Source organism: Bacillus sp. CD3-5, assembly GCF_006349665.1.
GTDB lineage: Bacteria > Bacillota > Bacilli > Bacillales > Bacillaceae_G > Bacillus_A > Bacillus_A paranthracis.
On the sequence record NZ_VEPX01000001.1, the window covers coordinates 232,858 to 252,349 of the forward strand.

General features: G+C 35.4%; 16 protein-coding genes and 1 pseudogene. 12 read left to right on the top strand and 5 right to left on the bottom strand.

The window, feature by feature from the left end; genetic code table 11:
* Positions 1-38: 38 nt before the first annotated feature.
* Both FH036_RS01285 and FH036_RS01290 read left to right on the top strand, forming a co-directional pair.
* Positions 39-3,458, top strand: coding sequence for a DUF4132 domain-containing protein (locus tag FH036_RS01285; protein ID WP_139895183.1), 3,420 nt, complete (start codon positions 39-41; stop codon positions 3,456-3,458).
* A gap of 99 nt (positions 3,459-3,557) precedes the next feature.
* Complete coding sequence (locus tag FH036_RS01290; protein WP_139895184.1) at positions 3,558-5,948, top strand: penicillin acylase family protein; 2,391 nt, start codon at positions 3,558-3,560, stop codon at positions 5,946-5,948.
* Positions 5,949-6,061: 113 nt separating this feature from the next.
* Here FH036_RS01290 and FH036_RS01295 read toward each other — a convergent pair whose 3' ends face one another.
* Positions 6,062-6,259 (bottom strand): hypothetical protein, encoded by a 198-nt coding sequence (locus FH036_RS01295; RefSeq protein WP_138321592.1) that lies wholly within the window; start codon positions 6,257-6,259, stop codon positions 6,062-6,064.
* Between the two features lie 232 nt (positions 6,260-6,491).
* Between FH036_RS01295 and FH036_RS01300 the strand changes: the two genes are divergently transcribed.
* The 7 genes from FH036_RS01300 to FH036_RS01335 all read left to right on the top strand — a co-directional run bounded on the left by FH036_RS01300 (position 6,492) and on the right by FH036_RS01335 (position 13,138).
* A complete protein-coding gene (locus FH036_RS01300) occupies positions 6,492-7,319 on the top strand; it encodes a helix-turn-helix transcriptional regulator (RefSeq protein WP_000762802.1) in 828 nt (275 codons plus the stop codon).
* 293 nt (positions 7,320-7,612) lie between these two features.
* Positions 7,613-7,852 carry a cupin domain-containing protein gene (locus FH036_RS01310; RefSeq protein WP_000997182.1) on the top strand — a complete coding sequence of 80 codons (240 nt, stop codon included), beginning with the start codon at positions 7,613-7,615 and terminating at the stop codon, positions 7,850-7,852.
* A gap of 201 nt (positions 7,853-8,053) precedes the next feature.
* Positions 8,054-9,121 carry a glycoside hydrolase family 113 gene (locus tag FH036_RS01315; protein WP_139895185.1) on the top strand — a complete coding sequence of 356 codons (1,068 nt, stop codon included), beginning with the start codon at positions 8,054-8,056 and terminating at the stop codon, positions 9,119-9,121.
* Between the two features lie 89 nt (positions 9,122-9,210).
* Positions 9,211-9,402: a DUF378 domain-containing protein gene (locus tag FH036_RS01320; RefSeq protein WP_000670803.1), complete on the top strand. Its 192-nt coding sequence runs from the start codon at positions 9,211-9,213 to the stop codon at positions 9,400-9,402.
* Between the two features lie 207 nt (positions 9,403-9,609).
* A complete protein-coding gene (gene serC / locus FH036_RS01325; RefSeq protein ID WP_139895186.1) occupies positions 9,610-10,692 on the top strand; it encodes a 3-phosphoserine/phosphohydroxythreonine transaminase in 1,083 nt (360 codons plus the stop codon).
* Positions 10,693-10,704: 12 nt separating this feature from the next.
* Positions 10,705-11,877, top strand: a complete 1,173-nt coding sequence (locus tag FH036_RS01330) for a 3-phosphoglycerate dehydrogenase family protein (RefSeq protein ID WP_000490258.1) — start codon at positions 10,705-10,707, stop codon at positions 11,875-11,877.
* Between the two features lie 13 nt (positions 11,878-11,890).
* Positions 11,891-13,138 carry a DUF1015 domain-containing protein gene (locus FH036_RS01335; RefSeq protein ID WP_139895187.1) on the top strand — a complete coding sequence of 416 codons (1,248 nt, stop codon included), beginning with the start codon at positions 11,891-11,893 and terminating at the stop codon, positions 13,136-13,138.
* A 187-nt stretch (positions 13,139-13,325) separates the two neighbouring features.
* Here the strand turns inward: FH036_RS01335 and FH036_RS01340 are convergent, their stop codons facing one another.
* The 4 genes and pseudogenes from FH036_RS01340 to FH036_RS01360 form a co-directional block, all read right to left on the bottom strand.
* Complete coding sequence (locus FH036_RS01340; protein WP_000454100.1) at positions 13,326-13,721, bottom strand: DUF3224 domain-containing protein; 396 nt, start codon at positions 13,719-13,721, stop codon at positions 13,326-13,328.
* 75 nt (positions 13,722-13,796) lie between these two features.
* Positions 13,797-14,828 carry a S66 family peptidase gene (locus FH036_RS01345; RefSeq protein WP_139895188.1) on the bottom strand — a complete coding sequence of 344 codons (1,032 nt, stop codon included), beginning with the start codon at positions 14,826-14,828 and terminating at the stop codon, positions 13,797-13,799.
* Positions 14,829-14,987: 159 nt separating this feature from the next.
* On the bottom strand, positions 14,988-16,145 hold the full coding sequence (locus tag FH036_RS01355) for an RNA-guided endonuclease InsQ/TnpB family protein (RefSeq protein ID WP_139895189.1): 1,158 nt from the start codon (positions 16,143-16,145) through the stop codon (positions 14,988-14,990).
* Positions 16,142-16,564: pseudogene (locus FH036_RS01360) on the bottom strand (IS607 family transposase); the annotation flags it as partial. The pseudogene FH036_RS01360 and the gene FH036_RS01355, both read right to left, overlap by 4 nt.
* A 299-nt stretch (positions 16,565-16,863) precedes the next feature.
* On the opposite strand from FH036_RS01360, the gene FH036_RS01365 reads away from it, so the two are divergent.
* The 3 genes from FH036_RS01365 (at position 16,864) to FH036_RS01375 (ending at position 19,492) form a co-directional block, all read left to right on the top strand.
* Positions 16,864-17,505 carry a hypothetical protein gene (locus tag FH036_RS01365; protein ID WP_139895190.1) on the top strand — a complete coding sequence of 214 codons (642 nt, stop codon included), beginning with the start codon at positions 16,864-16,866 and terminating at the stop codon, positions 17,503-17,505.
* Between the two features lie 323 nt (positions 17,506-17,828).
* Complete coding sequence (locus FH036_RS01370) at positions 17,829-18,668, top strand: YitT family protein (protein ID WP_000747495.1); 840 nt, start codon at positions 17,829-17,831, stop codon at positions 18,666-18,668.
* Between the two features lie 146 nt (positions 18,669-18,814).
* Positions 18,815-19,492, top strand: coding sequence for a response regulator transcription factor (locus FH036_RS01375; protein WP_000781961.1), 678 nt, complete (start codon positions 18,815-18,817; stop codon positions 19,490-19,492).

The following is a 19,492-nucleotide window of genomic DNA, read 5'->3' on the forward strand; positions in this document are numbered from 1 at the left end:
ATTTTTATAAAGCATAAACAGATGCGGGGGAACAAAGTTTGACTACAAATACAGCTCAGTTGTTTCAATATGTCCATATGACAGAAGAGCAGGAACAATTATCATTGCGTTATTTAAAAACGAAAGATGAAGAGATTTTAAATCATATACAACTAACGACAATTAGAGATCAAAATAGAAGCGATTTTGCAAATCAGTTTATAAATGATTTTAGGAAAGTATATAAACAAGATCCAGCTTTCTTTCGGTTATTTTATTATTTGTTAGGAGAGCAATTGTTAAATGTTCTTATAATAAGGTTTAAGTATGTGGATTTTGCTAATATGAAGATTTATTTAGAGAAAAGTGCACTTCCATTGGATAAACTGGTAGTAATTGCGTGTAAATATTTAACTAATATCTCTAGTTATGTGAATGAGGCGTATAGTTTTCTTAAAGAGTTAACAAAAGAGAAACCGAACTATATAGAGGAACAATTACACACTTTACCAAATCAGCAGCAATTATCGTTACTTCTCGTAATGTTTGAAGTAGATTATGAGAGGTTCTATACATATAGCACTTTATTGGACGAGAGATTAGAAGAACATGCTGAATTTATATTGAATTTGAATGGAGAAAAGGTAAAGGTTGAAGCAGTTGAAAAATATATAAAAGGTGAGAGTGATAGGGAATTATTTTTAGGTGGAAATTTACCAGAATATATTTGGCGACTATTATTTAGCATTCATCAGTATTCAAATATTGCGAGGCGGTATGTTGAAATAGTAGCGAAGAAAAACGTTTGGGGTTTTATGAATCATGCTACGCGTTACGTGTGTCAAACTCTCGATCAGCCTCAAAACTATAAACGAACAGGTAGTGTAAATAAAAAAACATATGATGAAATTCAAAATTTTTGTAAACAGTTTTGGATTTCTAAGGAAAGATTTTTTGCACACCGTCTGAGGCAACATGATTTAAATAATGAAGAATTCTGTAAGACGTATGAATATGAAATGTTATGCTCCGTGGCGGAAGAAAACCCTGAATTTGTTCAACGTACTTTACAATATGTAAGTAAAAGTAATTACCTCATAATCGCCCGAACGTTAGCTGAAAAAGGACATGAGTTAAATAGAGGGAGAATGAGAGAGGAATTTTTTGTCGCTGCTTTGCAACTTAAGTTGTCTACGGTGCGGGATACGTATCGTGATTATTTGCTCGGGAAATTGTCATTTGATGAAATGAAGCAAATACTTAAAAATCCGAAGTATAGAAATATGTATTGGGATATGCCAGTTTTAGAAGTTGTACTTCTTTGGGATATAGATGATGTGGCAAAAAGAGAAGCGGCACTCACTCTGGAATTTGGAGATGTATATAGTGTTTATTTATATGAACTTCTGTATGAATGTTCGGCTAGAGGGATAGAACCAGAAAAAATAATAGAAGATCTCCTTTCTTACGGGCTAAGTAAAGAAAAGCTGATTGATTATTCAGTTGAGCAAGTCTCACATTATGTAGAAGAGAGAAATAAAGCGAAGGAAGCGCTCGTTACGATCATTGTAAAAGAACAGGCATACATAATGGAACGATTTGATATGTATTCTGCTGAGGCAAAAGCGTATATTTTGAATGAATTAGCAAGAGATAACAGGGTTGAAACACGTCCGGTTTTAATTAAAAACTTAGGTGATTCATCTAAAAAATTACGTAAGTCTATAGTTGAACTGCTTTCAAAAGACATAGAAGCGGCAGAGGATGTAGCAGTTGAACTTCATAATAAAAAGAAAATTGTTCGTGAAAATGTGATGAAAATACTACTAGCGTATAGGATTGAAACATATACACAACTCGTACAGGAAGCATTGAAAGAAAAGAAGAATGCCTCTTTAGCCGAGAAGTTTGCTCCATTACTTGAAGTGGGGAGGAGCTCAGAAAATATAGAAGAACTTTGTAGCCGTATCGTAACGGGACAAAAAAGAAATTCACTTCTGCAATTGATTGGGGAGGAACCGCAAATCCGTCTTCGTCATTCAAATGAAATTGCGGATGCTACAATTCCATTAGCTTATATACAACAGTATATTTCAGATGCTGTCATTGAAAAGAAAGAGGCAGCTGAAGTAATTGGGAGTACTTTAAATGAACAAGACCTGAAAGAATATGTGCAAGCAATCTATCCAATATGGATTTTTCAAGATGCAGATGTGAAGAAACGCGGTATTCTTTCGTTATATGGAATATATAGTGATGACAAAATGGTCGGTATACTTAAAAAGCAAATCGATGAATGGGTACTAGATATGAGAGGAAAGATTGCAGCAGATGCTGTTCGTGCTCTAGGTTTGTCTTCATCTAAGCTTGCACTTATGTTTATTCATGCTATGGCATTTAAATATAAACATAAACAAGTGCGTAATGCGGCAAAAGAAGCATTAAGTCTTGCTGCGAAAACCCGTGGTATAACGGAAGAAGAACTGGAAGATCAACTAGTACCAGATCTTGGCTTTAATATACGTGGGGAGAAGAAGATTGATTTTGGGAATAGATGTTTTACTGCTATTTTAACTTCTGATTCAAAAATAGAATTAGAGACAGAAGAAGGAAAACGTATGAAGTCACTTCCAAAGCCGAATACAAAAGATGATATAGAAAAAGCTGAATTAGCTAAGAGAGAGTTAGCCACTTTAAAGAAAGAGCTTCGGAATGCTCTTTCCATGCAGAAACAACGTCTGGAAGCTGCTCTATCATTAAAACGCTATTGGTCATATGATACGTGGAAATCGATATTTTTGGAAAATCCAATTATGAAGCAATTTTCCACTTCACTTATTTGGGGTGAGTATGCGGAAGGCAAGTTACTGAAAATGTTCCGTTATACAGAAGATGGTACGTTTTACTCAATGATAGGAGAGAAACATGAGGTTTCATCTGGAACTGTAATCGGTTTAATTCATCCGTTAGAATTATCTAGAGCGGAAAAGGAAATGTGGGAAGAGCAACTGGAAAACTCGAAAATTGTCCAGCCATTTCTACAAATTGAACGTCCTGTGTTTGTAGTAGAGGAAGATGATAAGGTTACTGTTGAGAGATTTGGCGGTATTTTACTAAATGGTCGCTCGTTATTCGGTAAGATGACGAAACTTGGATGGATTCGCGGATCAGTTCAAGATGGCGGTGTGTATTATACGTTTTATAAAGAAGATACTCGCACTGGATTAGGGGCACAACTGTCATTTAGCGGAGCACCAATTGGCTATGAAGACGAAGAAGATATATGTGTGTATGACATTGAATTTTATAAAGCAGGTACAGTGAATCGTGGTTCATATGAATACGATGAAATTGATGATGAAAGACGCATTGTGCCAAAAGAAGTAGATAAGTATTTCTTTAGTGAAATATTATATGATGTACAAGTAGCGACCGATTCAAATCTTGGTCATAATGAAAGCTGGCGTAACAAACGATAAAAATTCCCCCTTCATTTGTAGGAAAATGAAGGGGTTTTTCAATTTTTCTAAAAGGTTCTTTCAAAATAGAAGCGAATAGTTTGAGAAAGGAGGGGTTATATGGAAGTTGTTATAAAGAAGAAACGAACTAGGGGTAAGAGAATTTTCATTTGGTCTAGTAGTATCGTTCTTTTGTTAATAATTTGTACAGCGATTTTTTTGAACATATATACACTTAGATCTATGCCAAAGATAGATGGAACGATAAAGCTAGAGGATTTACAACGTGCTGTTACGGTAAAGCGGGATAGTAAAGGTGTACCGCATATTAAAGCGGAAAATGCACATGATTTATATTTTTCGCAAGGGTATGTACAAGCGCAAGATCGATTATTTCAAATGGATTTAAGTAGAAGGCAAGCTTCTGGGATGTTAAGTGAAGTTGTAGGGGAAGCAGCTATTGATCGAGATAAGTTGTTTCGAACGCTCGGTTTACGGCGAGCAGCCGAAGCGTCTGTTAGCCAATATGATGGAGAAGCGAAATTTGCTCTGCAGTCATTTGCTGATGGGGTGAATGCCTTTATACGCGAGGCAAAAGTGGAAAAGAAATTGCCAGTTGAGTTTACTATATTAGGCTATGAACCTGCTGAATGGTCAATTGTGGATACGTTAACGATTGGAAAGTATATGGCGTTTGATTTAGGCGGACATTGGCACGGACAGGCGTTTCGATATTGGGCGCTGAAAAATTTGCCGAAAGAGCAAGCAAATGAGCTGTTTCCTACATATCCGAAAGATGCCCCTAGATTGCTAGCTGAACTGAAAAATACAAATGTAGACGTAGCACAAAGTTTTGCAAAAGCAATCATTCCACCAGAGTTTAATGGTAGTAATAACTGGGTTATAAGCGGTGAGAAGAGTGCGTCTGGTAAGCCAATTTTAGCGGATGATCCTCATTTATCACTTGCGACACCTTCTATTTGGTATCAATCGAAACTTGAGATGAAAGATTTACATGTGAGTGGCGTTATTTTCGCTGGCGTACCCGGGGTTATATTAGGACACAATGACAAAATAGCATGGGGCGTTACGAATACAGGTCCTGATGTGCAAGATTTATATATTGAGAAGAGAAATCCTAATAATGAAAATGAATTTCTATATAACGATAAGTGGGAAAAAGCGACTGTTGTGGATGAGTCTATTAAAGTAAAAGGCGGAAAGACAATACCGTATAACGTTACCGTTACGAGGCATGGTCCAGTTATTTCAGAGTTTGCGGATAAAGGGAAAGAGAAGACGAAAACAGTATTTGCTTTGAAATGGACTGCTTTGGAGCCTTCCGCTGAATTAAAGGCTGTATTAAATATGAATAAGGCGAAAGACTGGAATGAGTTTGAAACGGCACTGCAAGATTTTCATACACCAACTCAAAATTTTGTATTTGCATCAAACGACGGCACAATTGCTTATAAAGCAAATGGAAATATACCAGTGCGTAAAAAAGGTGATGGTAGTTTACCTGTTCCAGGATGGACAGATGAATATGAATGGGAAGGGTATATCCCGTATGATCAGCTACCAAAAGTAATCAATCCAAAACAAGGGTTTATTTCAACTGCGAATAATAAAATTGTAGATGATAATTATCCGTATCATATTAGTAATACGTGGGCGCAGCCATATAGGCAAATGCGTATTCAAGAGTTTTTACAAGAGAAGGAAAAGTATACGGTGAAAGATTTAGAAGAATTACAGATGGATCAAAAAAATTTATATGGGAAAGAATTTGCTCCTATATTGTTAAAAGAGTTAAATAAAGCGTCTTTACATGAAGTAGAGAAAGAAGGCGTAAAACAATTAACGAAGTGGAATTTTTACGATAGTAAAGATGACGCGGCACCGTTAATATTCCATTTATTAATGAAGGAGATTTCAAATACGTTATTTTCAAAAGAAATTCCGAAAGATGTGATGGAGTTATTTGAAGGGAAGTCACAAGTTGTGGATGAATTGATTCGAAAAGAAGTAGCAGGAGAAAAGAGCACTTGGTTTACGAAGTATGGAGGATTCACAAAAGTTGTGCATACATCGTACGAAAATGTAATGAAGAAATTACAGAAGGAATATGGACCAGATGTTACGGAGTGGAAGTGGGGGGATTATCACCAACTTGCTTTTACACACCCAATTTCAAAATCATCTAGTATGTTAGCGCTACTTGCGTTTAATCGTGAGAAACCAGTTCCAATTGGCGGAAGTCAAGTTACCGTTCAAGCGGCGAGTTACGGCGATAACGGTATTGTCAATCATGGAGCGTCTTGGCGATTCGTTATTGATACGAAGGATATGTCAAACGGTTATCATATTGTAGGGCCAGGACAATCAGGACATTTTAGAAGTGATTGGTATCATGATCAAATAGATGATTGGGTAAATGGCACGTATCATACGACTACATTGAATACGGAGGGGATAGAGGGGAAGGTGTTAAATTTAGAGCCGAAGTAATAGGGGGTTTTTGTTTGTGGAGGGGACTAGTAATAATCTTTTTGATAATGAAAGCTTATCATTTAGAATATAACCTAGTTCTTAAATCATTTTAACAGCCAGCCTACTATCATTTAATTTGATAGTAGGCTGTTTCCATCTTCGAAATACGCTGTAGCAACTTCTTCAGGATTACGATTATTTCTACATGCTGCAAGTGCTGTAACTAATAAAACTATTAACATGATCATTCCAGTTTTGAGAGATTTAGTTAACAAAGGCCAGGTATTATTTGCAACAGAACCGTCTATCTGTACCCCTTGTTTCATCATTTTTCTAGGCCATCCAACTTGACAAATGTTTTTTTATCAAACTACAATGAAAATCATTATCAATAATATAGGGAGGATACTTTTGTCAATAAATGAAAAACAATATATTTATAGGTTAATAACTAGATGTTGTTAAGTCGTATGTACTATTTTTAGTTTAGCGTTGCCTAGAATGTACACCAATTAATCTCACGAATTACAAGAAAACTATTATTGAAATGAGGCTTGCATTGTGAAGTTGGACGTGAATGAGTTAGCAGAGTATCTTGCCAATACTCCTTTCCGAGTAGAAGGAGTATATCGTTATGCTAAAAATCCAGGTGTGCCTTGTGCTGAGTCTACAGATTCTTTCCCAGGATTTGTATTTCCACTTACAGGGAAGACGGAATTTCAATTTAATGGTACGCCGTATACCCTTTCCCCAGGAAAAGTTATACATGGGGGTGCAAAAATGACATTAGCCCATAAAATGCTTGGTGAAATAAACTGGGAATATATTCTTGTTTTATATCGGATAAGCAATTCAGAACGAGAAGATTCTGGCTTTACTCATCAGCATTTTGAATTATTAACAGGACAATCTCCTCGTCTTGTCGAATTACTTATGCGTCTTTGGGATGTGTATAATCAGCGAGGAGGCATTTCGATGTTTCAGACGGAAATGCTATTTCGTGAAGCGTTGAATGAAGCTTTATTAAGTGTTGTCAATAGAGAAAACAACTATGAATCGCATACTTTATTCGAACGAATATCTAGTTACGTTCATAAATACTATTATAAAGATATTACAATACATACGCTTACAGAACAAAATAATGTTAATCGAAATCGTCTTTCTTACGTGTTTAGAAAGCATGCAGGTATGGGGCCAGCAGAATATTTATTGAACTATCGTATAAAGATGGCTCAAAAAATGTTATGTACAAGTGGTGTGCCTGTACAACAAATTGCGCAGGCTGTTGGAATCGCAGACCCTTTTTATTTTAGTAGAGTTTTCAAGAAGCGAGTTGGCATTTCGCCTACTAAATATCGCGAGAAGTTCATCAATAATCCATACTAATGTCAACAGGGGTCCATTCTTATTTGAAAATCACTGTTCTATACTTATGGAGAGTTAAAGGAAACATTGGATTGAAAGTACTTTCATTGAAATCACTCCTTTGTACTATCTGAATGAAAAGTTCTGGCCTGAGCATTTTCTTTTTAAGCATAATAACGACTTTTTTACTTAGATTACTGTAATATAGTGGAAGTTGAAAATGAGGAGGGATCATTATCCATTACCAACCTATTAAACTAAATGACGAGTTATCTAAAATTAACGATTATTGGTATCCACAAGTGATTAGTGAAATGAATGACGATCAAATTCAGCTTTTTAAAGCTAATGGAGATTTTATATGGCATGAGCATCCTAATACGGATAAGCTATTTATTGTGCTTGAAGGGGAGATGTTCATCGATTTCCGTGATGGACAGGTGAAAATTTCTAAGGGCGAGATGTTTATTGTCCCGAGAGGCGTTGAGCATAAACCTTTCACCGAAAAGGAATCCCACATCATGTTGGTAGAGCCTAAAAGGGAAATGGATTGATAATCGTAAAAAGATAAAAAAGGAGCGGAAATCCGTTCCTTTTTTATTTATCTTACTATTTTTAGGAGCTTAGTATGAATAAGATGTGAATAAAGGATGAATCGCATTTTTATCAATAAAAATTTATTGGATTTTTTGTGGAATATATATGAAACATTGTATAAAATAATCAAGAAAGCCAAAAATTATAGGGGGAAAGTTGTGAAGAAAAATAAGAGTTTAATAAGTTTTTTAGGAGTGTTTATTATGCTGTTTTCTTTTTGTTTTCAAGGAAATGTACAGGCAGATGTAAATACTGTTCAATCTGGAAAAATCAAATCAGGAAATGTAACGGTATGGGAAGTTGGAAATGTAGCGAAAGTGTTAGCTGATGTAGAGCGCTTAAATTTAAATACAGTAAATGTACCAATTCAGGTAGATATTCCGAATGTGACTTCTACGAACATGGTAATTAATCAAGCGCAAAAGCAACAGGCTATTATTTTAATTCAAGAATTATTAAAGCGTAATATTCAAGTTATAGTGGAACCGTTCCCATATATTCAGCAAGGAAATGTTGGAGAAACGGAATGGAATCCAAGTAATATTAATGATTTCTTCTGGAATTGGAAAACGGTTATTTTGCAAGACATCTTTAACTCGATTACAAGTAAATATAATGTGTATGGACTCAAGATTGCATCTAATTTCGTGAATATGGAATATGCAGAAGGATATTGGAGCGATACAATTGATTTTGTTCGCCAGCAGTATAAAGGAAATATTTTGTATCAAATGAATTGGTGGTTAACAGCAAGCTGGGATCCTTCATATGAAGCGAAGTTTGTTGAGAAAATAAATCGTCCGTATTTAAAGAAGGTAGACATTGTTAGTATCGATAGTTGGTTTGAAGTTTCAGGAAAAAGAAATCCATCATATGAAGAAGTGAAGCAAAGTTTATTTGCGACGACAGTATATAACCGTGGGCAAAATGTCGTTCAACAACTAGAACAATTACATAAAGCAACAGGAAAGCCAGTTTACTTTGGTGGATTTAACGTTCCAGCGCGTGAACTAGGCTTACAAAATCCGTGGAATCCAGATGTTTCTAATGTGTTTTCAAAAGACGTACAATTAAACGGATGGCGCGCTTACCGTGACGTATTAGAACCGAAGCCATATTTTAAAGGCTTTTCAATTTGGTTTATTGGATCTAATAATAGTACGCATGCGTATCAAATACATAGTCAAGAAACGGCAGCAGTTATTAATGGCTGGTACCGAAAATAATTTTTATAAAATAGGTAAGTTTTAAAGTTTACCACATATATTTCTAGTGAAAGGCCTTTCACCATCTTATCACCTAGGGGGCAATCATCATGAAATTTTTGTCTTACCTTACAGTAATTTTGGTGATTCTTGGCGGTTTGAATTGGTTATTTGTAGCGTTAGATTACAATGTAGTTGAGAAATGGTTTGGTTCTATGCCGGCGCTTGTGGACACTATTTATTGGCTCATTGGTCTTTCTGCAATTTATCAAATTTTTGATCGGTTCTTCACGGACAATTAGCAATTATACTTTATTACTAGAGTGTTAAGTACGATTATGTACTTAACACTTTTTTGTGTGTTTATAAAAACATTGGCACTTGCAAGCGATTCCATTGCTTCTTGCGCCGTAATACTAGAAAAGAAATTGACCGTGTCTTGTATTGTGGGTTATAATTCAGAAAGTTTAAAAAATATTAAAATGAGAAATAGGGAGGTCATCTGGGTGATGGAAAGAGTGTATAATTTTTCAGCAGGACCATCAATACTCCCTTTGCCAGTTTTAGAGAAAGTGCAAAAGGAGCTTGTAAATTATAACGGGACAGGCATGTCTATTATGGAAATGAGTCATCGATCTTCTTATTTTCAAAGTATTATAGATGAAGCGGGTAGCTTGCTTCGTGAATTAATGAACATTCCTGATGAGTATGAAGTATTGTTTTTACAAGGTGGTGCTTCATTACAATTCTCTATGATACCGTTAAATTTAATGAATAAGTATAAAAAAGCAGGGTACGTATTGACTGGTTCATGGTCTAAAAAGGCACTGCAAGAAGCTGAAAAAGTTGGAGAAGTACAAGTGATTGCTTCTTCTGAAAATGAGAAGTTTACTACAATTCCTAAACTGGATAGTTTATTAGACGATGAAAAACTAGATTATGTACATATTACAACGAACAATACAATTGAGGGAACGAAGTATGTGGACATTCCACATGTAGATAAAGTACCGCTCGTTGCGGATATGTCCTCAAATATTTTATCAGAACGATATGATGTTTCGAAGTTTGGTCTTATATATGCGGGAGCGCAAAAGAATTTAGGGCCAGCAGGCTTAACGATTGCAATTATAAAAAGAGATTTAATTGGGGGAGCAGATCGCTCTTGTCCTACTATGTTAAACTATGAAACTTACAGTAAAAATAACTCCTTATATAATACACCGCCGTCCTTTAGTATTTACGTAACGAAACTTGTACTAGAGTGGCTGAAAGAGCAAGGCGGAGTATCTGCGATTGAAGAACAAAATAGAATGAAATCTTCACTACTTTATAATTTCTTAGATGAATCAAAATTGTTTACTTCACCAGTTGATCCTACGTATCGATCACTTATGAACATTCCGTTTACAACACCGTCAGAAGAGCTGAACAGTGAGTTTTTACAAAAAGCGAAAGAACGAGGACTTGTTACACTAAAAGGACATCGCTCAGTCGGTGGTATGCGCGCAAGTATTTATAATGCGATGCCAGCACACGGCGTACAGCAATTAGTAAATTATATGAAGGAATTTGAGCTTGAGAATAGATAGGGAGATGGGGATATGTTTCGTGTTCAAACGTTAAATCAAATTGCAGAAAAAGGTTTGCAAGTGCTTAGCGGAGAGCGCTATGAAGTAGGGGAGAGAATGGACCACCCAGACGGTATTTTACTTCGCAGCTATTCTTTACATCAAGAAGAGTTTTCAAAAGATTTAAAGGCGATTGCGAGAGCTGGTGCAGGGGTAAATAATATTCCTGTCGAGCGATGTACAGAAAAAGGGATTGTAGTCTTTAATACGCCAGGGGCAAATGCTAATGCAGTAAAGGAACTCATTATCGCAAGTCTTATTATGTCTTCACGTAACATTATTAACGGAGTAAGCTGGACGAAAAATTTAGAAGGTGAAGAAGTACCGCAGCTTGTTGAATCAGGGAAAAAACAATTCGTTGGATCAGAGATTGCAGGGAAACGTCTAGGTGTTATCGGACTTGGCGCAATTGGTGCTTTAGTTGCGAACGATGCGTTAGCGTTAGGGATGGACGTCGTCGGATATGATCCTTACATTTCAGTTGAAACAGCTTGGCGCCTTTCTACACATGTGCAAAGAGCATTTAGTTTAGATGAAATTTTTGCAACATGTGATTATATTACACTGCATATTCCTCTTACGAATCAAACGAAGGGGATTATTGGTGAACACGCTATAGAGAAAATGAAAAAAGGAATGCGTTTATTCAATTTCTCTAGAGGAGAACTTGTAGATGAAAAGGTTCTTCAAAAAGCGTTAGAAGAAGACATTATTGCACATTACGTAACGGACTTCCCGAATGAAAATGTGATTAAAATGAAAAACGTAACAGCGACGCCTCACCTCGGTGCATCTACATCTGAATCAGAAGAAAATTGTGCAGTCATGGCAGCGCGTCAATTACGTGAATATTTAGAGACAGGAAATATTCGTAATTCAGTCAACTATCCAAACGTAGAATTGCCGTATATCGGAAAGAAACGTATTACAATCATGCATCAAAACGTTCCAAACATGGTAGGACAAATTACAGGATGTTTAGCAGAACATCATATTAATATTGCCGATATGATTAATCGTAGTAAACATTCTTGGGCGTACACAATGATTGATATCGATAACGGAATTGATGATATAATAAAAGAGAACATTGTGGAAAATATAAGCAAAATTACAGGTGTTGTAGCCGTTCGAATGATTGTGTAAAGGAGAGAGGGAATTGGCAAAAATCCGACCGTTTCGGGCCATTCGTCCAGTAGAAGAAAAAGCAGCACAAGTTGCGGCTTTACCGTATGATGTTTTAAATAGTGAAGAGGCAAGAGAAGTTGTAAAAGGAAATCCATTTTCTTTCTTACACGTTGATAAAGCAGAAATTGATTTAGACCCAGCGCTTTCACCGTACGATGATCGCGTATATGAAAAAGCGGGTGAAAATTTAAATCGTTTTATACGAGAAGAAGTGTTCATACAAGACGAAGAGCCAGCACTATACATTTATGAACTGACGATGCAAGGAAGAACGCAGTCAGGCCTTGTCGTTTGTACATCTATTGATGAGTATGAAGATGATACAATTAAAAAACATGAAAGAACGCGTCATGAAAAAGAACTAGATCGTATTCGTCACGTAGATGTGTGTGACGCAAATACAGGTCCTATCTTTTTAACGTATCGTACAAAAGAAGAAGTGAAACGTTTCATCGCAAGCTGGAAAGAAGAACATGCACCAATCTATACATTTACAGCAGAAGACGGCGTTAGGCATGTTGCTTGGAAAATAACTGATGAAGAAGTAATTGCAGGCCTAGTAAACGTATTTGAAGACATTCCTAATCTATACATTGCAGATGGACATCACCGCTCCGCATCAGCTGCGAAAGTAGGGCTTATGCGAAGAGAACAATATCCGAATTACACAGGAGAAGAAGAGTTTAATTTCTTCCTATCAGTTTTATTCCCTCATGATGAATTATCCATTTGGGACTATAACCGAGTTGTGAAAGATTTAAATGGCTTGTCAGGGGAACAGTTTTTAAATCAAATTACGCAATACTTTTATGTAGAAGAAGCATCTGTTTCTCCGTATAAACCAAATGAACCCAAAACATTTGGCATGTATGTGAACGAGAAGTGGTATAAGCTTACAGTGAAAGAGGAAACGTTTGATGCGAATGATCTTGTGAAAGGTTTAGATGTATCTATTCTGCAAGATCATTTATTAAGCCAAGTACTTGAAATACATGATCCGCGATCTGATTCACGTATCGACTTTGTCGGAGGAATCCGCGGATTAGAAGAACTAGAACGCCTTGTAAATAGCGGTGAATATAAAGCGGCGTTCTCGCTATATCCGACATCAATGGAATCTTTATTAGCAATCGCAGACGCTGGAGAAGTTATGCCACCAAAATCAACGTGGTTTGAACCGAAACTGCGCAGCGGGTTGTTTGTACATTCTTTAAAATAAATATAGACTTCATTAGTTTGAAAAACCGAAATGATTATAGTTTCGGTTTTTCTTATTTTAAAAGAGTTTTTGAGGAGGCGCATGGGATGAAATTACAAGTAGGCGAAAAAATCACCTTTGAACGAATTTTAAGGACATTCCTAGTATTACAAGAAATGTCCTTTCCACTAAATTATAAGGTATTTTGCTAACATTCAAACTCTAAAATTAGTTTACTAGTTTGACCTGTAAATTGATAATGATAGGATCCTCTTAGACTTTCTAAGTTACCGGTAGCTTTAATAATTGTTCCTGGGGAATCTAAATTTCCTTTATCAAATATTCCTTGCTCTATAGCTGTGAATGTTCCTTGTTGTCCCTTATAAATTCCTTCAAAGTGTAAAAATCCAGAAATTTTAGCAGTAGCTAAGTGACCATCATTTATATTTGAGTCTAAATAATATAATAAGTATTCAACAAAAGCTTTTCCTTTTAATTCCCCATCAATATCATATTCAACATGGGCAATATTAATAGGGAAATCTTTTTTAGTATCATCAATTGGTTTTTCATCCCATTTACTTACTGTAAATGTTACTTCCATACACGTAATCTCCCTCCAATTATATACTTTTAAAAAGTATCCATTCACATTCATATCTCATAGGAGTGATTTTATTCATTCCACGCCACTTTCTAAAATAGAGAACGATCCATTTCCACAATCAATTTCTGCCATTGCGCCGTAAGGTAAAATAAACTTCGGTTCGGTATGGCCAAAATTTAAATTATAAAGAATCGGCAAATCTTCTAAGTTATATTCTCTCATAACTTTCAGTATTTCATGTTTATATTCTTCATAGTATTGTTCATCTTTCGGTTTACCGAAAATGATACCTTTTGCTTTTTGCAGAATGCCTTGCGCTGCATAATTTCGTAACCAATACTTTATATAACTTGGTTCTGGATGATCTTCAGAAGTTTCAAAGAAGAGAATACTATCCTCCCAATGTTTTTTCTCAGGCCAAAGTTCCGTTTCTTTTGCAAATTCCAATACTTCGATACACCCACCAATTAAACGCCCTTGTACAGTAGTAGAGCCTTGAAGTAACTCATATCCGTTGTTTTGCTGCATCGTACGTCTTGTATCCTTATTTATTTCAATCCATTCTAAACGCTCACTTGTCCATTTATGAGCTGGTTGAATCTCGCCAATTGTTTCATTTGAAAAGAGAGTTCGATTTACCATTTCAACCGTATATGGATCCATCTCTACATTTTCAGCAAAGTCGGTCAAAATTGCTGGACCGTAAAAAGAGGAAAGACCTGCTTTATGACAAAATAAATGTGAAATGGTAACGTCAGAGTATCCCATAAAAATTTTCGGATTTTCACGTATTACATTAAAGTCTATATGAGGAAGTAAGCGAATGCTATCTTCACCGCCAATATTTGCAATAATTGCTTTCACGCGCGTATCTTGAAATGCTGTCATTAAGTCTTCCGCACGAGCCTGTGGGTTGTTATAAATGAATTCGCTACCTTTTAAACTATTTGGCATTGGGATAACGGTAAGACCGAAAATTTCTTCTAATCTTTTAATTCCTTGTTCATAACGCCATCTTATGTCAGAATCACCTGCGCCTCCCCATGAAGGACTTACTGTTGCTACAATATCTCCTGCCTGTAATCTTTTTGGTTTTATTAACATGTTAACTCCGCTGCTACTAAAAATATAGACAAATGTATATTCTTAGAGTATTCCTGCTTCTACGTGCCCTGCCTCGCTAATCACTTGCTACTACAGTTTGCTGTGACACTCCACAGGCGTAAATTCCGATGTAGCCCACCGTACATATATACAATCTATTTACGTTAGTATTGTATATTTTTTTGCTTGTAAAAGGTTGATTGACGCATTCAAATCTCTATCCATTACATTGCCACAATCACATGTATATACTCGGTCAGACAGCTTTAAATCCGACTTTTTTTGACCGCAACATGAACATATTTTAGAAGATGGATAGAATCTGTCCACTTGCCGTAGTTCAATTCCATATTCCCTACATTTCGTTGATAACCATGTTTTAAAAGCATAAAAACATTGTTGCGCTACAGCTTTAGATAGATGTTTGTTCTTCATCATACCTTTCACATTCAAATCTTCTACTGTAATAAACATTGGCTTGGTTTTCACCACATCATTTACAATAGACTTTACATACGCTAATCGAATATTTGCTAGCCTAGCATGTAGTTGTTGCACCCTAAGAATATTTTTATCTATATTCGCTCTTTTATTAGTAACAGATTGTTCACCTCTCTTTCTTATATTTTCAAATTTGCGTGATAAAGAGCGTTGTTCACGTTTTAACCGTTTTTCTATCTTTTTTACTTGTACTGTTTTATTTATATTTTTGTGAGTTTTTCCATCGCTACGTACAGCGAAGTCTTTAATTCCCAAATCAATTCCTATACCTACTGCATTGAGAATTGAATTTGGTTTTACCTCTTTCACTTCACAGAGTATAGAAATATAGTATCTTCCTGCTCTTTGATATACTGTGCCACTTTTTACAGTTGCATTTTTAGGGATATATCCATATTCTTTTAACCTTGTCCAACCAATTGTGGGGATTTTTACTCTATGTCTTTCTACTGTCCAATCTGTTTTATTGTTTTTAGGAAAATAACATTTCACATCTTGCTTCTTCTTTTTCTTATATCGTGGAAATTTGGATAACCCTTTAAAAAATCGCTTAAAAGTTTTATCTCCATTCATAATCGCTTGTTTTACCGCTTTGCTCGACACTTCTTTAATCCACTGGTCACACTCTTTTGTATGAATGTTGTTTAACCATTTAGAAAAGTCATAGCCACTAAGAAATTTCCCATCCGACTCATATGCCTCTTTATTTTTAGAGATATACAGGTTATATACATATCGACACACCCCAATAGTTTGACGGATTTTACTAACTTGTTCAGTTGTCGGTTTGATTTCTATTAAATATGCTCTTTTCATAAATCTTCATCCCCCGACATTTTCTTTTTGTATTTTCTCAGCCGATATATTCTACAGCTAAATATATGAATGATAGATATTAAATCCTGAACAAGTTCTTCTTGAGGAGATAGTTTTTCATTGTTAACAATCATAATTTTCACTCCCATTTTACGAAGAAACTTTTCAAACCAATCATATCCAAAACGTACAAATCTATCTTTGTGTGCGATGATGATAGTCGAAATATTTCTTTCCATACAACTGTCAATCAGGTTATTCCACTGTTTTCTTTTGTAGTTTAATCCGCTACTAATATCTTTGATAACTTCATCTACAATCATCCCTCGTGCATTTGCGAATGTTTTTAAAAACTCAGCCTGATTTTCTAAATCATCTTTCTGACCTGGATTTGATACTCTTGCGTAAATAACTACTTTGCCTACTTTTGTCTATGTTTTTGTTTACTTTTTCTTTCTCCTACATAATGTAATGGACTACAATTATACAAACTGTAGCATTGAAAAATATGATGCATCACATTTATTTCTTCATCATCATTCCGTTTACCTGCTGGTATTCAAGAATTTAGCATGCGTGTTGAATATATTTAAAAGTTACAGTATGCAACATTGCATAAGAAAGATGGTTGCTATTTTATATAACTTGTAACTATAATAGTTACAGGTTGGTCGTATCCAATCAAAAATAAAATCATCATGAATGGAGATGTTTCATAATGGGTATGAAAAAATTAATTTTAGCAGGTGCTTTAGGAATCGCAGCATTATCAGGAACGAATTTACCAGGGTTAGAACTAACAAAAGCGAATGCAGCTTCTATAGAATCGAATTTTTCAACATTAGAAGGACGAGTAGTAGAAGTAGATAACGGTGTAATTGTCGTACAATCTAAGCAATACGAAGAACCGGTTAGTGTATATATAGATTCATTTTCAAATGTGAAAGTAGGAGATGAAGTAAAAGCTACTGGATCTATGATGCGTAATTTTACAGAATATATGGTTGCAACTGCAATTGAAAATACAACAAACAAGTTAGGCATGCACATGAAAGAAGATGGCTCACCTGATTATGTAATTGGTGAAGTATCAAAAGTAGGAACGATGGAAGATGAGGGAGACGGTGCTAATAAATATGTCGTAGTGGAGTATCCATCGCTAAACGGGAAGAAAGTGATTATTGATGTTTTCTTAACAAAGGGACAAGTATTTCATACGGGTGAGAAAGTGAAAATTGATATGAAGTATGTGGGATGGGGTGGTATTTCTATTAACTGGAACACAACCGATCATATTGAAAAGGTTTATGAAGTAAAGAGCAACGTTGAAAATAATGATGATGTTTGGATTTGGTCTTAATTAGACTTCTGTAAATAAAAAAGTACCCATCAAGTAATCATTTGATGGGTACTTTTTTATTTATTCTGCTATTGAGACAAATGAAGCAATTCACGGTTCATATTCATTTTTTAGCATCAATTGTATGTGAAATCAAAACGTTATGTGTAGTACATAATAAATACAGTTGTTATCCTTTTTTAATTACATGTGGATATAGGATAAAGTTGATTTATCATCCTATATTAAAATAAAAATAAACCACTGTTCGATTTGAATATTCCACGATATAATGGTGAGAGTTTATGACAGAATAAATATTTACATAAGAAGTGAGGTACTGTATGAAAAAAAGAACGACAGACATTATTTTTATTATTATTGGTGCATTTCTTTTTGCGTTAGGTGTCAATTTGTTTGTTATCCCGAACGAGTTTGGTGAGGGTGGAGTAACAGGTATCACGATTATTACGTACTATTTATTTGAATGGTCACCGGGCTTAGTTAACTTAATTTTAAATGCCATTTTGTTAATAGTCGGTTATAAATTTTTAAATAAGATCACAACAATTTATACGATTATAGCTGTAGTTACGAACTCGCTATTCCTTCATTTAACAGAAGGATGGACGATTGCTTCCGATGAAATGCTCGTAAATGCCATTTTCGGTGGAATATTTATCGGGTGCGGGATTGGTCTTATTATTCGTGTTGGTGGAACGACAGCAGGTACTACCATCTTAGCGAGGATGACACATAAGTACTTAGGTTGGAGCATTAGCTACGGTCTACTGTTCTTTGATTTAATCGTTGCGTTTTCATCTTATTTCATCATTGGTGCAGAAAAGTTGATGCTGACAATTATTATGTTATATGTAGGAACGAAAGTAATGGAATTTGTAATTGAAGGTTTAAATCCGAAAAAGGCCATTACGATTATTTCTGATAAACCAGATGAAATTGCCGGGAAGGTGACTTCTTTAATGGGTAGAGGGGTTACTGTGTATTCAGGTCATGGTTATTACACGAAAACGCCGAAGGACATTCTTTACGTTGTTATTAATAAGCAAGAAGTAGTGAAGCTAAAGAGGATTGTTCAAACTACGGATCCGGCTGCATTCATCGCTATACACGATGTTCGTGATGTATTCGGGGAAGGATTTGTTGATATTTCGAAGGCTTAAAAATTGTTTTTAATTAAAATAATCTTAATACTAAAACGTAAGAATCTATTTTGAATCATCTGTTTTCAAAATAGATTCTTTTTCTTGCAAAAAATCCAATTGTTTCTTAATGTAGTGATGTAGAAGGATGAACAAGAGAGGGTTTAATGAAGATGATACATATTTTATTAGCTGATGACGATAAACATATTAGAGAGTTGTTACATTACCATTTACAAAAAGAGGGGTTTAAAGTTTTTGAAGCAGAAGATGGAAAGGTAGCGCAAGACGTATTAGAGAAGGAAAATATTCATCTTGCGATCGTAGACATTATGATGCCGTTCGTTGATGGCTATACGTTATGTGAAGAAATACGGAAGTATCATGATATACCTGTTATTTTATTAACAGCAAAGGATCAGTTAGTCGATAAAGAGAAAGGATTCATTTCTGGTACGGACGATTATATCGTAAAACCATTTGAACCAGCTGAAGTCATTTTCCGTATGAAAGCTTTATTGCGCCGTTATCAAATGCTGAGCGCTGACATAATTACACTCCATGGAACAACAATTGATCGTAAAGGTGTTGAAGTAAAGTGTAACGGGCAGACGATTTTGCTTCCATTAAAGGAATTTGAATTATTATCACAATTAGCTAGTTATCCTGGGAGAACATTTTCAAGAGAAGAGTTAATTGAGCTAGTATGGGGAATGGATTTTGAAGGGGATGAACGAACGGTTGACGTTCATGTGAAAAGGCTCCGAGATCGTTTCTCAAAACGAACGGATGATTTTCAAATTACAACAGTGCGCGGACTCGGTTATAAGTTGGAGCTGAAATAA